This window comes from Rhizobium tropici CIAT 899 (assembly GCF_000330885.1).
In the GTDB taxonomy this organism is placed as follows: Bacteria; Pseudomonadota; Alphaproteobacteria; order Rhizobiales; family Rhizobiaceae; genus Rhizobium; species Rhizobium tropici.
This window is the reverse complement of sequence record NC_020062.1, coordinates 2,004,293-2,019,475: the sequence shown is the minus strand read 5'-3', so window position 1 is coordinate 2,019,475 and position 15,183 is coordinate 2,004,293. Positions and strand designations below refer to the sequence as shown.

Annotated in this window: 12 protein-coding genes and 1 pseudogene; 7 read left to right on the top strand and 6 right to left on the bottom strand. The window is 59.6% G+C overall.

All coding sequences use genetic code 11. The features are described from left to right. The first annotated feature begins 12 nt into the window (after positions 1-12). The 5 genes and pseudogenes from RTCIAT899_RS31325 (at position 13) to RTCIAT899_RS31305 (ending at position 5,844) form a co-directional block, all read left to right on the top strand. Positions 13-588 (top strand): TetR/AcrR family transcriptional regulator, encoded by a 576-nt coding sequence (locus RTCIAT899_RS31325; RefSeq protein ID WP_015343868.1) that lies wholly within the window; start codon positions 13-15, stop codon positions 586-588. A gap of 58 nt (positions 589-646) precedes the next feature. After that, entirely contained in the window at positions 647-1,249 is a 603-nt protein-coding gene (locus RTCIAT899_RS31320) for a 2-hydroxychromene-2-carboxylate isomerase (protein ID WP_015343867.1), read from the top strand. Between the two features lie 747 nt (positions 1,250-1,996). Beyond that, positions 1,997-3,154, top strand: a pseudogene (locus RTCIAT899_RS31315) (2-isopropylmalate synthase); the annotation flags it as partial. 160 nt (positions 3,155-3,314) lie between these two features. Beyond that, entirely contained in the window at positions 3,315-5,090 is a 1,776-nt protein-coding gene (locus RTCIAT899_RS31310; RefSeq protein ID WP_015343865.1) for a thiamine pyrophosphate-dependent enzyme, read from the top strand. 358 nt (positions 5,091-5,448) lie between these two features. Further along, positions 5,449-5,844, top strand: a complete 396-nt coding sequence (locus RTCIAT899_RS31305) for a DUF1236 domain-containing protein (protein WP_015343864.1) — start codon at positions 5,449-5,451, stop codon at positions 5,842-5,844. Between the two features lie 933 nt (positions 5,845-6,777). Here RTCIAT899_RS31305 and RTCIAT899_RS31295 read toward each other — a convergent pair. Next, positions 6,778-7,725 (bottom strand): IS110 family RNA-guided transposase, encoded by a 948-nt coding sequence (locus RTCIAT899_RS31295; protein ID WP_015342051.1) that lies wholly within the window; start codon positions 7,723-7,725, stop codon positions 6,778-6,780. Positions 7,726-7,739: 14 nt separating this feature from the next. On the opposite strand from RTCIAT899_RS31295, the gene RTCIAT899_RS34695 reads away from it, so the two are divergent. Then, a complete protein-coding gene (locus tag RTCIAT899_RS34695) occupies positions 7,740-8,129 on the top strand; it encodes a DUF2568 domain-containing protein (RefSeq protein WP_081598466.1) in 390 nt (129 codons plus the stop codon). Positions 8,130-8,669: 540 nt separating this feature from the next. On the opposite strand, the gene RTCIAT899_RS31290 is transcribed toward RTCIAT899_RS34695, so the two are convergent. Then, a complete protein-coding gene (locus RTCIAT899_RS31290; protein WP_015343863.1) occupies positions 8,670-9,356 on the bottom strand; it encodes a glutathione S-transferase family protein in 687 nt (228 codons plus the stop codon). Positions 9,357-9,463: 107 nt separating this feature from the next. On the opposite strand from RTCIAT899_RS31290, the gene RTCIAT899_RS31285 reads away from it, so the two are divergent. Next, positions 9,464-10,039, top strand: a complete 576-nt coding sequence (locus RTCIAT899_RS31285) for a TetR/AcrR family transcriptional regulator (RefSeq protein ID WP_041678288.1) — start codon at positions 9,464-9,466, stop codon at positions 10,037-10,039. Between the two features lie 97 nt (positions 10,040-10,136). Here the strand turns inward: RTCIAT899_RS31285 and RTCIAT899_RS31280 are convergent, their stop codons facing one another. Genes RTCIAT899_RS31280 through RTCIAT899_RS31265 form a run of 4 tightly spaced genes read right to left on the bottom strand, consistent with a single transcriptional unit; the run spans position 10,137 to position 15,173 of the window. Then, complete coding sequence (locus tag RTCIAT899_RS31280) at positions 10,137-10,709, bottom strand: sarcosine oxidase subunit gamma (protein ID WP_015343861.1); 573 nt, start codon at positions 10,707-10,709, stop codon at positions 10,137-10,139. Continuing rightward, positions 10,702-13,635 carry a sarcosine oxidase subunit alpha family protein gene (locus RTCIAT899_RS31275; RefSeq protein ID WP_015343860.1) on the bottom strand — a complete coding sequence of 978 codons (2,934 nt, stop codon included), beginning with the start codon at positions 13,633-13,635 and terminating at the stop codon, positions 10,702-10,704. Before RTCIAT899_RS31275 ends, RTCIAT899_RS31280 begins: the two co-directional genes overlap by 8 nt. Next, positions 13,632-13,910 carry a sarcosine oxidase subunit delta gene (locus tag RTCIAT899_RS31270; RefSeq protein WP_015343859.1) on the bottom strand — a complete coding sequence of 93 codons (279 nt, stop codon included), beginning with the start codon at positions 13,908-13,910 and terminating at the stop codon, positions 13,632-13,634. The genes RTCIAT899_RS31275 and RTCIAT899_RS31270 overlap by 4 nt, the downstream gene beginning before the upstream one ends. A 12-nt stretch (positions 13,911-13,922) precedes the next feature. Further along, positions 13,923-15,173 (bottom strand): sarcosine oxidase subunit beta family protein, encoded by a 1,251-nt coding sequence (locus RTCIAT899_RS31265; RefSeq protein ID WP_015343858.1) that lies wholly within the window; start codon positions 15,171-15,173, stop codon positions 13,923-13,925. Between the last annotated feature and the right edge of the window lie 10 nt (positions 15,174-15,183).

Below are 15,183 nucleotides of genomic sequence, written 5' to 3'. Positions count from 1 at the left end.
CGGACCGACATAATGAAAATAGCAGACCATATCCTGACCACCGCCGGCACTCTTTTTTATAGGGAGGGTATTCGCGCCGTCGGCATCGATCGCATCATCGATGAAGCCGATGTTGCAAAAGCCACGCTCTACCGGCACTTTCCATCCAAGGATCATCTTGTCGCGGCCTATCTGACCGAACGTCACGAACGCGTCCTTCTCCAGTTGAGAGAGGTCATATCCAACGCCACCCTGCAGCCGCGCGATCAGATCGCCATGATTTTCGAGCGCCTGTTCGAAAAGGCCGACAGTCCCGAGTTTCGCGGCTGCGCTTTCGCGTTGGCGGTTGCCGAGCATGGCGATTCCGAGCGGGTCGTCACTATCGCCCGCGAGCATAAGAATGCGGTGCGCGAGATATTCCGTTCTGTCATGTCGGCCGCAAGGTGTCCGACCGAGCAGCCGGCTGCGCATCTGTCTCTGCTTTACGAAGGCGCTTTGGCTACGGTCGCTGTCGGCCGCGACCCCCGGTCTGTTCTGATCGCGCGTGATTGCGCGCTGTCCGTTTTCGATATGGCGACCACAGTACCGGGCGTCACATGTGACGCGTAAAGCTCGCTCCAGCAATCTAGATCTGTTTCATATTTGATCCCGTCGGGAGGAAAACTTTATGACCAAAACCATCGACTACTTCTTCGGCATCGGATCGCCCTGGGCCTATATAGGCTTTGACGCGCTTGTCGAACTCGCAGCGCGATCGGGCGCCGAAATCCGCCCTTATCTCATTCCGCTGATCGTCGAAAATGGCGCGATCTACTCGCGTGATCGCCCTGACGCGCGCCGGGCCTACTGGATGAAGGATCTCCGTCGGTGGGCCGCGCTTCGCGGCAAGCCGCTCGACTTTACCAACCGGTCGGCGCTGTCCGATCCGACGCCCGCGGGCTTTCTTGTCTTGGCGACCCAGCTCGATGGGCAGGATTGGACTGCTCTCGCCCGCGCGCTGCAACACGCCTTCTGGGGCACCGCTGCGGATATCGGCAATGCCGATGTGCGAAAGGCGATTGCCGAGGCTGCAGGTTTTGACGGCGCTGCGCTCGAGGCGCGCGCGGCTCTTCCCGATATTGCCGAACTCTGGAGCAGCAATCGCGATGTTGCCAAGGAGGCGGGCGTCTTCGGCCTTCCAACCTTCCGCTACGAAGGCGAGCTCTATTGGGGACAGGACAGCCTTCCCTTCCTGGAACGTCATCTCCGGGGTGAAAAGCTGGTGGCGTGACACAGGGCTAAAAAATAGCGACTTGCTTTGGAAGCCGCGCCAGGCAAAGGCTGCCATCGTCCGGCCCGGATGGCTTGGGCGAGGGCAGTCGTATGCAATGCCGAATCTTATTATGGTGATCGGCGCAGATACATGGTCTGTATCACCGGGCTGTCCGATGCTGCTCGCGAGCCGGCGACGGTGCCGCTCCCACTATAGCCCTAAAATACCAGCGGCTTAAAGCAAGTGTGGCAAAGTCGATACACTCCCCGCGGGTGGAGCAAAAAGCCGTAACTTCCTAAAAATAATCCATAGTTTTCTAAAATACGGCCATCGAGAATGGAGGCATGCTCGCGATGGTAACCATTCGGTGCGCTATGGACACTCAATTCTCAGATCTTGAAATTTTGGCTCCGAAAATCGAGATGGTCCGGGCTGCCTCGCGGCGGCAATTTGCCAGCCGTCCGACCATTGTGGAACCCGGAATCTACTTGCCTGCCGCATCCTGGGGAGATGAAGCTCCCTTTCGATCTCACACATGTTCAATGGAAAAGTGCTGTCCGAATTGACGGTGTAGCTTGTCCGGTTTTGAGAAGCGAAGCCCGGTCGAACGGGATCAGATCTGACAGGAATTGCATGAGATGATCGATGTCGCTGCCGGCGTGAATGTGCCGGAAGCGTCGATTTATGCGACCTGTACATGATGCTGTGCAGCTAGCCCTTACGAATTCGTCAATGCCGATGTTTCAATCGATTGGGGAGAGTCGCATGAGTGCCGAAAAAATCACTATCTTTGACACCACATTGCGGGACGGCGAGCAAAGCCCCGGTATCAACCTCGACACGGGTGAAAAGGTTGAGATCGCGCTTATGCTCGAAGGGCTGAAGGTCGATGTGATCGAGGCTGGCTTTGCCGTCTCCAGTCCCGGGGAATTCGAAGCGATCAAAGCCGTGGCGCGTGTCGTCAAGGACAGCACGATTTGCAGTCTGAGCCGCGCGGTCGAGCGCGACATCGACCTGACGGCGGAAGCTGTTTCCGGTGCGGCATCGTCCCGTATCCATATCGTGCTGGCGACCTCGCCCATTCACATGAAATACAAGCTGCAGATGACACCGGAAAACGTGCTCGAACACGCTGTTCGCGCGGTGGTCCATGCGCGACGCTATTCGGAGGATATCGAATTTTCCTGCGAGGACGCAAGCCGGTCGGAGCCGGAGTTTCTCGCCCGCTTTGTGGAACAGGTGATTGGGGCCGGTGCGACGACGATAAGCCTGCCTGATACGGTCGGCTACGCCACGCCGTACGAATACGGCAAGCTATTCACCTATCTGCGCAATGTCGTGCCGAATGCTGACAAGGCCGTGTTCTCCGCGCATTGCCACAATGATCTGGGCATGGCTGTTTCCAACTCGCTCGAGGCGACCCGGCAGGGCGCGCGCCAGATCGAATGCACGATCAACGGTATCGGGGAGCGAGCGGGCAATGCGTCGCTTGAGGAGATCGTCATGGCTCTGCATACGCGCGAGGATTTTTTCCGATGCCGGACGTCGATCGAAACCCGCCGATTGACTGCCGCCTCCCGGCTCGTTTCGGAGATCACGGGTTTCGTTGTGCAGCCTAACAAGGCGATCGTCGGCAGGAACGCCTTCTCGCATCAGTCCGGCATTCACCAGGATGGCATGCTGAAGAACCCGCTGACCTACCAGATCATGACGGCGGCGGAGGTCGGCGCCGATGAGTACCGGCTGGTTCTAGGCAAGAATTCGGGTCGTAACGGTTTTCGCATGTGCATGCGGTCGCTCGGTGTCGAGTTCGGCTCCGATGCCGATCTCGATCTCGCATTCTCCCGTTTCAAGGATATCGCCGATCAAAAGGCATCGCTTTGCGATGAGGACCTTCTGGCGACGGTTGCCGGTACGGAAGCGTTCTCCCGCGAAAAACATATCGCATAATTTTGCTTCCACAACATGTAACCGGGATCGGCTTGAAGTCGGAACCGCGCTTCCTCCGGGCCCGGCCGGTCCGGGGAGTGAACGTCAATACTTTGCTGAATTCAGGAAAAGGCCATAGCGGAGAGGCGAGCAAATGACGGTGAATCTCACAGTCGAAGCGGCAGGCGATGTTCAGGTAGTCAAGCCGAAAACGGGATATGAATTCCTGATCGACACGCTTGCGACCTGGCATGTGCGTCACTATGCCGGCGTCACGGGTGGAGGGGTCATCCATTTGCTCAAACATCTCGAGCCGATGGTTGTCCCCGACGACGGGGCTGAACGCCCGGTTTTCTTCAATGTCGGAGAGTATGTCGCCGGCTTCATTCCTCTGGGATACTATCTGGCGAGCGGGAAAATCAGTGCGGCCATTGCAACGACGGGAGCCGCAACGCGGCTGCTGACCTGCGGCCTGAGCGACGCGAAATTGCACAATATTCCCGCAATCTATCTGATTCCCCTTAGCCCCGCAGATACGCGATACCGCGCACCACTACAGGACACGAGCCCGGACGGGGCCGATGTCGTGGCTCAGTTGAGGGCCGAGTTACCATCGGGTACATTCGTCTTGAACGATCCGGACAGTATCGAAGAACAACTTGAAGAGGCCCGCAAACAGCTCGATCAGGGCTCGCCGATCGCACTTCTTATGCCGCCGGAGGCACTCGGCAGGAGGATGCCTGAGCTGGTCCAGACGGCTTGGCACCGCGACGGCGTCCATAAACCGAATAAGATCGACCATGGGTCGCTCACCCATTTTCTGGCTGAATTTCCGCGGCAATCGGCGGGGCGTCGGGTGATCGTGCTCGCCGGGGAAGAGGCGGCCAGGTATCCGTACATGCCTGTCCTCACCACACGTTTGTGCAAAGCGTTACAGGCACCGATCGTCTGGAGCATAAACGGGGCGAATGCGGTGGCGCGCAACAATAGCTTCGGTTTCGGCTATCTGGGATTTGGCGGCAATGATCGCGCAATGCAGCTCTGGAAAAGCCTCGGCCCTGACGATATCGTCATTACGCTCGGGTTTTGCCCTGACGAATATACCCTGAACTTCTCTGACATACCCGCCCATACGACATGGAATTTCACCAACCTAACAGCGCCATACGGCAGCGTTGGCGGCGAATTTCGGCATCGTGTGCGCGGCGAATATTTCGATGTTCGAGGCCCGATCGACCAGGTTCTGAGCGAAGCGATCGGTCGCCTCGAGGGTCTTCACCTGCAGCGCCCTCCCGCACCGGCCTTTGTGGCTGATCTCAATGATCGCAACATCTTGCCGCCACGCGCCGGGACGATCGATATCGCCCGATTTTATCAGGAGCTCGACCGCCAATGGCAGTCGGGAAGCATCGCGTTCGACGATGTATGCCTTGCCTACAAGGATCGTCAATATGTTACGCAGCGCCCGCATCCGAATGTCCGCTTCCATTCGCTCTATCGCGGTTCGGCAATGGGCGGAGCGTTCGGCGCGGCAATCGGCGCAAAGCTTGCAAAGCCGGAGGCGACAGTCTTCGCTTTTTTGGGCGATGGATGCTTTCGGTTGATTGCTGGTTGCCTGGCGGAAGCGCGATCATTGGGGCTAGTCCTGTTCGTGCTGGACAACGGCGCGCTCGGCATCATGGTGCAGGGCCTTCCCGTGGTCATTCCGGACTATTCATCCGATCGCTACCACAGTGACCTCTACCGCATCGACTTTGGGTCAATGGCGCGCGCATGCGGCTGGACAAGCCGGAAGCTGATGCCGGATCTCAGCAACCTGGCCGAGATCATGCGCGAAAGCTACAGCCCCGGTCACCCATCCATCTTGGTCGAGGTGCCGGTAGATGCAGAACAGGTCGTGGGACAAAATCCACGAGCTAACAATCTGTAACGGCACACAAGACTATCCCCAATAAGGGCCGCAGCGCATGCGGGGCGAAAAGCGTGAACGGCTGCTGCATCGGTTCGAAGCGGCAAGGAGAAGCCAAGACAACAGATCATAACGACCACCGTCTGCCTCAGACAGAGCCGCCTGGGCGGCATGGCATCATGACAGAACGTGAGATCCAGTCGGGAGTGTTGCTGTTACCGCATCCTTCGCCGATGCGCCTGCCCCTTCCGTGCCGATCACGAAGTTTGTCGCAGCCGGCTAACTCGTGATGGCTCTGAATGGTAACCTAAGAGGAACATTCTATTGGCTCAGTAATTCTCCTTTCAGCTCACAAGAGCTGGAATTAAAGGAGAATGCTATGAAAACGAGACTTGTCGTTTCAATGGCCGCCTTCGGCCTTCTGGCTGGTTCAGCCCTCGCGCAGTCTTCCACCGTAACCGGCGCTGCCGGCGGTGCGGTGACAGGAGCAGTAGTAGGCGGCCCTGTCGGCGCTGCAGTCGGAGGTGTCGCCGGTGCGATTGCTGGCACCGCGATCGATCCACCGCCAGAGAAAGTGGTCACTTACGTTCAGGAGCAGCCCCTGCCTCCATCCGAGGCGGTCGTCCAGGACCAGATCGTTGTCGGCCGCGCGCTCCCAGAGACGGTTGTCGTCACACCGGTCCCGGACAACCCGACCTATGCCTACGCTGTTGTGAACCACAAACGTGTCATTGTCCAACCGAAGACACGCACGGTTGTTCGCATCCTCGAATAATGCCGAAAGGATGGCCCCAGGGATCGGGAAAGGCAGGAAAAGACCGAGTCCATCTTCTTGAAGATTGGCTTATGTCTGATCGGAGACCTTTCCCGACCATGAGAGTGCGCTGCGGCTGCCAATCTGCTGCAGCCTGGCAGCAACAGCGCGGTGAGGATGCCGAAATCAGCTACCAGCTGTCTGACGGGCGCTGGCAAGGCCCGATCACGAATGTAGGCGATGATGAGGACATACCATGATGGAATCGATCGGATCGTGCCGTTGCGGGCAAGTGCGTGGATCGCAAGAGATTTGAGGCTTCAAACCGTAAGCTCGGTGTTTCCTTTGATGCTGTCTACACCGCAGAGGACCTTGGGAGCTATAAGCCGGATCCGAAGAATTTCCATTTCCTTTTCTCGCGGCTGCGGCAGGATCTAGGCGTTCAAAAGAGTGAGCTTTTGCATGTGGCGCAGAGCCTATATCACGACCATGCGCCGGCCGTGCAAATGGGTCTGACCAGTGTATGGATCGACAGGTGATTTGGTAAAGCGGGCCAAGGGGCGACGAAAACCCTCGACAATCCTCCCAAAGTTGCTGGTCACTTCCGCTCGCTGTCGGAGTTTGCGGCTGCACACCGAGCCGCAATCGAATGCGCAATCGGGTAAAGGCACTCGCTGTGCCGATCGCGCTGTGTGGCCACATAAACCTCAGACTTCGAGTAAAAACTGCTATTCAGATATCGTTCGGGCTTCTTAGTGGCCTTAGGCTTCTTCAAAAATGAATGAACCATAGCTCCACGGCTGAGAGGGAAGATGAAAGCGATAGCACTTGGTATCAGATTTGCGCTCGAGCTTTGTATACTCGCTTCGCTTGCGGCATTGGCCGCACATCTTGCCGTACCGATCATGGCACAAGTGCTGTCGGGGTTTGGGCTGTGCGCAGTATCCGTCTTAGTCAAGCTTGCTGAGGCGTCCAAAAGCGATCCTCCCGGATGAGTGCGTTTGCGAGGACGATTAGCTTTCGCATGATGGCGGTGATGGCCGCCTTAGCGGCTTTTCCGGTTGCGGTGAGTTGCTGGTATTTGCTCTTGAGGTCGGGATTGAAGCGGATGGCGACGAGGGCCGGCATATAGAGGGCGCGCCGAAGCTGGGTCCTTCCGCCTTGAATGAAGCTTTTGCCCCTCCATTGGCCGGACTGTCGCACGATGGGCGCGAGACCGGCGAGACTGGCGGCCTGTTTGTTGGCCAACGTTCCGAGTTCCGGCATGTCGGCAATCAGCGCCATGGCGCAGGTTGCGCCGATGCCCGGAATGCTGGTGAGAATGTCGAAGCGGTGCTGCAATTGCGGCTCGGCGGCGATCAACCGACGGCTCTCGGCATCGACGGCCTCGATTTGAGCCTCGACCTGCCGCAGCCGCTGCTCGGCCTGGCGCTGCAGCAGGGGGATGGTCAGTTGCTTCTGCCGATGCAGCAGAGCGCTGCGGTCCTTGACGAGAGCGCGACGCGCGGTCAGCAATTCGGCCAGAAGATCAAGCGCCTGGCTGCGGATCGGCCGGATGTCCGGGGCCATCACTGCGCCGAACCGAGCCATGACGCTGGCGTCGATGCGATCCGTCTTGGCCAGCCGGCCACAGGCTTTGGCGAAGGCGCGCAGGCGCTGCGGGTTCACCTTGACGCCAGGTAGGTTCGCCGTTGCCAGCATGCGTTCGAGGCGCCGATGGTAGGCGCCGGTCGCCTCGAAGACAATGCGGGTGGGCGCGTAGGGCGACAGCCAGCGGATCAATGTCCGCAGCCCTTTGGCGTCGTTGAGGAACTGCTTGTCGATGCCATCCGGCAGGAGATGGACATCGAGGCGATCTTTCGAGATGTCGATACCGAGGGTTCGTGCTATCGTGTCAGCCATCTTTTCCGTGTCCCATGCTTGTCATGCGGGCCGTCAAAGCCCCGCTATCCGTTCAGGCCTCATGGAAAAGAAAGGGGCGATCCTATTGCGCAACGGTTCTTTCAGACCAGCGGTTTCCCGATCCCACCCCTCCCGCCGCCTGTGGGTGTTCAGGTCCACAGGCGGCAATCCATTGTCGCCTAAAACGAGACAAAGTCATAAGACAAGCAGTTGCCACTTTTTGGGGTAAATTCCTTTCCCCGAAGCGGAGATACGAGGTTGGCCCGGCCGGCCGGCTCATTCTCGAAGCTGGCATTTTCTTGATCACAGCCTTGATTTTGAATCACCTCGGTTGGCCAACGCTGGCGATCGCGCTGGTCGTCGTCGCAGCTGCCAATCGGATTGCCCTTGCGCTCATTCCATGATTGAGCCTGAGTATCTCAATCAGCCATGAGCCTTTGAAGCAGCGTTCGGGTAGGAAGCCTTAATACCACACCACCTTATGGCATAAAGGATGAGCCATCGACCGCGCTGACAGCCCCTCCATGCCGCGAAGGCGGTCGGTCGAAACCAGGTGATGGCGGAACCGGTACCTACCACATCCGTCCGGTAACGGCTGGCAGGCGGCCTAAAAGACCGCCCGCTTTTGACCATTTCCTACGAAGGGAAGAAGCCTCCGAGCGATTGGACGGTGTGGTGGCAATGTCTACTTAGTTAGACTTCAGCGAATTCGAGCCCGCTCCACCTGCCGGGCAAGGATGCACATCAACTCAGGCGCCGGCGCCGGCTGCAAGTCCGACGCCAGCGATGGCGACCCCTTTCGGCAGGTTCCGCCGCGAAGCGCTGTCGCGTGTTGAGATTGTGGACATGAGGAAACTCCGTGAGAATTGCCGCCCTGGGCGGCGTGATTGGCAAATGTAGATGGGAGTGTCGGTGCGACGTTCGAGCCGCTTTTGCGCGGGGAATTAGAAGCCGAGCCTCCGCAGGTCCTCAGAGACGAACATCTGGCCGCTGCGATTCTTGACGCTCGGCAGCTCTGAGACTTTCGCGCGCCAGGCGTTCAGCGCGGAATAATCCTCCGGCACGGCGATGCCGGCGGCATCGGCGAACATCAGTCCGGCAAACACAGTGATGTCGGCCATTGAGAACACATCGCCGGCAACGAAAGGATGGTCCTGCAGCACCGTGTCGAAATACCCCATGCCGGCGAGCGCCTTGTCGCGCTGGCGGTTGCCCCAGTCCTGACGGCCGGCCCATTCAGGGCTCTTGAACACTTGCAACGCGTCGCCGAGGCCGGGCGTTGCGTGGTGGAAATAGTTGCCAACGGCGTCGAGCAGTTCGGTCTCGGCCCGCTTCTGCATCATATGAATGACGGCTTTTTCCTTTGGTGTCTTACCGGTGAGCCGTGGATCGCCGTCGAGATTGTCGAGATATTCGGTGATGGCGGTAGCTTCACTGATGTAGGTGCCGTCCTCGAGCTGGAGCACCGGCAGCACGCCGGAAGGGTTCTTTTCGAGGAAGGCTGGCTGCTTGTGTTCGGCGGCGATGAGGTCGACGGAGATGAATTCGATCTGTGGTTCAAGACCCTTCTCGGCGAGCACGATGCGGATGCGGGCGGGATTGGGAAAGCCGGGGCGATCGAAGATTTTCATAACAAAGCTCCTTAATCTGTCTATCGATAGATAGATAACGCTTTGCCGTTTATCCCTTCCCTTTTTCGACGTCAACAACTATCTATCGAGTGATAGGCAATAGAGCAATGATGACTAAAGCCAAAACTGATATGCACGAGGCGCTAATGACCGCGGCAAAGGCGACGATACAGGCGCGCGGCTACAATGCGCTCAGCTTTCGCGAGCTGGCGAAAGAGGTCGGGATCAAAAGCGCCAGCGTGCACTACCATTTTCCCACCAAGGGCGACCTCGGCGCAGCATTGGCCCGCCGCTACACCGAAGATGGGGCGACCTATCTGACGGAGCTGCTGGCGGCGCCCGAAGACGCGACCTGGTGCATGGACAGATATACCGAGATCTTTCGCTCGGCTCTGGCCAACGACAATCGCATGTGCTTGTGCGGCATCATGAGCGCGGAACTTGATGATCTTCCCACGGAGGTTCGGACGGAGGTCGACAAATTCGCCGCCATGAACGTCGGTTGGCTGGCCAAGGTGCTCTCGCGGGCCAGGCCTTCCGCACGGGACCAGGACCTGCAGGAGCACGCGATGGCGATCTTCGCAGCCATCGAGGGGGCTCAACTGATCGCGCGCGGTTGCCGGGATATTGGCATCTATGACCGAACGATCCGGGCCTATCGGGCGACTGGTTTTATCCCGTGATAGGTGCTTGTGAATCATGATCGAGAAGTGGTTGCCTCGGACGCCTTGATCGTTGTGATAACTTGTTTCTCGCATGCGTGGATGACGATTTGGAGAGTTATTTGAGGGGTTGCTCTGCCGGAGACGGCAGCGTGCCGATCAGCTCTGACATGGCTGCGGCCAGCGTTTCGAGCTCTTCATACAGCGATTCCGCAAAGCTGCGCAGGACAATCAGTTCGAAATCCTCCATGCCCAGGCGCGTGAGCTGCACGGAGATATGGCCGAAGAGCGTCATGGCGCTGCTTCCCTCCGGGAAGTTCGCTGGATGCAGGTCGACAGCAGTACCCCTGTTGAGCATCCGGGCAGCGCTCGATCCTGAGATGCGGATACGGATGCGCCCATGGCTTTGATCGGAGATGAAAGCTCTGCCCGCCAGAGCGTCCGCAAGCGCCCGCTCTTGGGAGCCGGCGAGCTGCTCGCTGCCGGCGATGAACCATTGCCGGTATCCGGCCGGACGCACGGAGCTGTCCTCGACGCCGGCTGCTGCAAGATGCGCCGCAAGCTCTTCGCTCGTCGTCGTGCCCATTACATGCAGTAGATGGCCCTCAGGCAAGGCTTCAAGCCGGATGGTCTCACCTTGTAGAACGGCCTTGCCGGCGAGGACCGGCTTCGATGTCGGCAAATCAGGCATGGAGTTTCTCGTTCTGAGGGTCGATGAAGACGGGACTGCAGATCACCGCATCCGTGTATTCGTTTCTAAGGCCATTCCAGACGACGATCTTCTCGCCGATACGCTCCGGCCCATTCTTGATGAGTGCGAGCCCGATCGTATGGCCGAGATTGGGGGAAAAGGCGCTCGAGGTGACATAGCCCTGATCGTTTTCGAGCGTTGCGGCAGCACCTTCCGCCAGAATATGCGCACCGGTGCGGAAGCTGGTCGCAGGGTCCAACGGTTTGACACCGACGAGGCGAGGCCGGTCGGGCGCCTGCAGGCCTTCGCGCGCGAGCATCGCTTTGCCGATGAAATCGGGTTTCGTGGTCGAAACCATGCGACCAAAGCCAAGATCGCCTGGTGTTACCGTGCCGTTGATCTCTGCATGGGTGACGTGGCCCTTCTCGATGCGCATGACGCCGAGCGCTTCGGCGCCATAGGCGCAGATACCATGCTTCCGACCCGCCTGCATAATGGCATCGGCAACGAACTCGCCATAGGCGGCGGGTACGCCAAGCTCGTAGGCGAGCTCGCCGGAAAAGGAGATGCGGAAGAGCCGGCCCTCGAGCTTGCCGCCGAACAGAGAGACCGCGCGTGCGCTCATGAAGGGGAAAGCCGCGTCGGAAATGTCGTCATCGACAATCTCGGAAAGGATGGTGCGGGAATTTGGGCCTGCCACCGCCATCTGCGCCCACTGGTCGGTTGACGACGCAAAATAGACCTCCAGCTCGGGCCAGAGCGTCTGGGCACAGAACTCCAGATGGGTGAGCACGCCGGCGGCAAGCGCCGTCGTCGTGGTCATGAAGAAATGGTCTTCGCTCAAGCGGCTGGTGGTGCCATCGTCATAGATCATGCCGTCTTCGCGCAGCATGATGCCGTAGCGCGCCTTGCCGACGGAAAGCTTGGCGAAGCCGTTGCAATAGATGCGGTCGAGAAAGGTTGCTGCGTCCTTGCCGAAAATCTCGATCTTGCCGAGGGTCGAGACATCGCAGATGCCGGCATTTTTCCGGATATTCAGCACTTCGCGATCGACACTTTCGCGCCAGGTCTTCTCGCCGTCACGCGGGAACCAGGAGGAGCGGTACCAGAGGCCGGTCTCGACGAAGACTGCACCATTCTTCTTTGCCCATTCATGCAAGGGAGATTTGCGCGCCGGTTGAAAGTGCTTAGCCCGTGAAGTACCTGTCAGTGCGCCGAAGGAAACCGGCGTATAGAAGGGCCGGAACGTCGAGGTCCCGACTTCGGCCGGCGAGACGCCGCGGGCCTCGGCCAGAATGCCGATGGCGTTGATGTTGGAAAGCTTGCCCTGATCGGTCGCCATGCCGTTGGTCGTATAGCGCTTGGCAAGCTCGACATCGCCATAACCTTCGCGCACGGCAAGCCCCAGATCTTTCAGGTTCACGTCGTTCTGGTAGTCGACGAAGGCTTTGCCTTTGCTCCCTTTGATATGCCAGAGCCGCGCGGCAACAGCCGGTACTTCTTCCGCTGCTGAAGCAAAGGCGGGAGCGATCTTTCCAAAGCCGATGGTTTCCAGCGCCTCGGCAGCTTTGATTGCTCCGTCGCCAAGGCAGCTATCCGTGGAGGCAGGACCGGATGCCGAGCCGGCAATCAACAAACCCTCCTGTCTTTCGGGCGCAAGGAAGGCTGCATGGCGTTCGGACCATACCGGCCTTGCGCCGCGATGACAGGCAAGATGGATGATCGGGCTCCACCCGCCGGACATGGCCAAAGCGTCCGCATCGATCTCATGAGTGCCCGAACCGCTCGCAATCTTGACCCCGCGGACCTGCTTGGTGCCGACCGCATCGAGGACGCAAGCACCGGTCAGCACCCGCGCCTTGCCGCCCCAGTGTTCACCTGCGGCGCGCGTATCGACGATGGCGACCACGTCGACGCCCGCGGCCTCGAGGTCGGCGGCGGTCCGGTAGCCGGAACTGTTGGTCGTGAAGACCACCGTGCGCTTGCCGGGAGCAACAGCTTGACGGTTCAGGTAGCTGCGCATGGCGCTTGCCATCATCACGCCTGGAATATCGTTGCCGCCAAAGACAAGCGGTCGTTCCTCGGCGCCGGTCGCAAGGATCGCTTGCTTGGCGATGATGCGCCACAGGCGTTCGACCGGCTGGCGCCGGTCGGGCGCAGCCACATGCTTCTGGACGCGCTCGACCGCACCGAAGACGTTATCGTCATACCAGCCGATAACAGTCGTGCGCGGCATGCGTTGCACGTTCGGCAGGCTATCGAGTTCGTCCAACATGTCCTTCAGCGGCGAGTTGCGCTCCAAGAGCAAACTGCCGCCGAGAGCAAAGCCTTCGTCCGCGAGAATGACACGCGCTCCGGCGCGTCCCGCCGTCAGCGCCGCGGCAAGACCTGCAGGCCCAGCGCCGATCACGAGCAGGTCGCAATGCGCCCAGCACTTTTCATAGGAATCGGGATCTGCCTCATAGGACGCCTTGCCGAGGCCGGCTGCCTTGCGGATCAGCGGCTCATAGACTTTCTCCCAGAAGGCGGCAGGCCACATGAAGGTCTTGTAATAGAAGCCGGCGCTCAGGAAGGGTGAGAGCAGGCCGTTGACGGCGCCGACATCGAAATTGAGCGAAGGCCAGCGGTTCTGGCTGCGGGCGATCAGCCCGTCGTGAAGTTCGATCATCGTGGCACGGCTGTTGGCCTCGGTGCGGCCGCCCGTGCCGGTCGTGACGAGCGCATTGGGTTCGGCGGCACCCGCCGTCAGTATGCCGCGCGGGCGATGATATTTGAAGCTGCGGCCGACAAGCTGGATGCCGTTGGCGAGGAGGGCGGACGCAAGCGTGTCGCCGGGATGGCCCTCCAGGCTCCTGCCGTCGAAGCTGAAGGCAATGGTTTTGGAGCGGTCGATCCGACCGCCGGAGGAAAGGCGATAGCTGCTCATGCGCCGCCTCCAAGCTTGGTAAGCGCCGCATCGCTGACGCCATGGACCTTGTGTGTCACGGTGTCGCGCTCGACGATCAGCCAGCGGCGGCAGCCCGAGGAATGGTGCCAATATTCCTTATGAAGTCCCTTTGGATTGTTGCGCAGGTAGACATAGTCGTACCAATCTTCCGCGCCGGCATCCGGGGCAGGGCGGGTAAGGTTCGCATCCCCCTTGATGGTGAATTCTTCCTTGGGACGTGTGCCGCAGTGAGGGCAGGAAATCAGGCTTGCCATGTCGTCATGTCCTCAATGCAGGTTCGGCTGGGCACCGACGCCCTTTTCATCGATCTGATAGCCACGCCGGAATCGGTCGAGGCGCAGCTGCGTCGCTGTTTCATGAGGCTCGTTGCGGGCGATCAAATGCGCGTAGCAATAGCCTGACGCCGGCGTCGCCTTGAAGCCGCCGTAGCACCAGCCGGCGTTCAGATAGAGATTGTCGATATGGGTCCGGTCGATGATCGGGGAGCCGTCCATGCTCATATCCATGACGCCGCCCCAGGTACGTAGATAGCGCACGCGGGTCAGCGCCGGGATCATTGCAACGCCTGCTTCGGCAACATGCTCGACGGTCGCGAGGTTACCGCGCTGGGCATAGGAGTTGTAGCCGTCGATATCGCCGCCGAAGACGAGGCCACCCTTATCGGATTGCGAGACATAGAAATGCCCGGCGCCAAAGGTGACGACGCAATCGATGAACGGCTTCAGACCTTCCGAGACGAACGCCTGCAGCACATGACTTTCGATCGGCAAGCGCAGACCGGCCATATCGGCGACGACGGTGGAATTGCCGGCTGCCGCCAGCGCCAGCTTGCCGCAGCCGATGAATCCCTTCGTCGTCTCGACACCCGTGACGCGGCCCTGGTCGGTGCGGATGCCTGTGACTTCGCAGCCGGTGATGATATCGACGCCACGGCTATCGGCTCCGCGGGCATAGCCCCAGGCGACTGCGTCGTGGCGCACCGTGCCGCCGCGCTGCTGCAGCAGGCCGCCCATGATCGGGAATCGTGCGTTTTCGAAATCCAGGAAGGGCAGCTTTTTGCGAACGGCCTCGCGGTCGAGCAATTCGGCATCGACCCCGTGCAGGCGCATGGCATTGCCGCGTCGCGTATAGGCGTCGCGTTGCGCATCCGAATGAAAGAGATTGAGCACGCCGCGCTGCGAGACCATGGCATTGAAATTGAAATCCTGCTCCAGCCCTTCCCAAAGCTTCATGGAAAGCTCGTAGAAGGGATTGTTGCCGGGCAGCAGGTAGTTCGAGCGGATGATCGTCGTATTGCGGCCGATATTGCCAGAGCCGAGATAGCCCTTTTCCAGAACGGCGACATTGGCGATGCCGAAGGTCTTGGCGAGATAATAGGCAGTTGCAAGACCATGGCCGCCGCCACCGACGATGATGACGTCATAATGCGGCTTCGGTTGCGGCTGGCGCCAGGCGGGGGCCCAGCTGGTATTGCCGCGAAGGCCGTTGAGAAAAACAGAGAAAGCCGAATAGCGCATGGTTGGATCC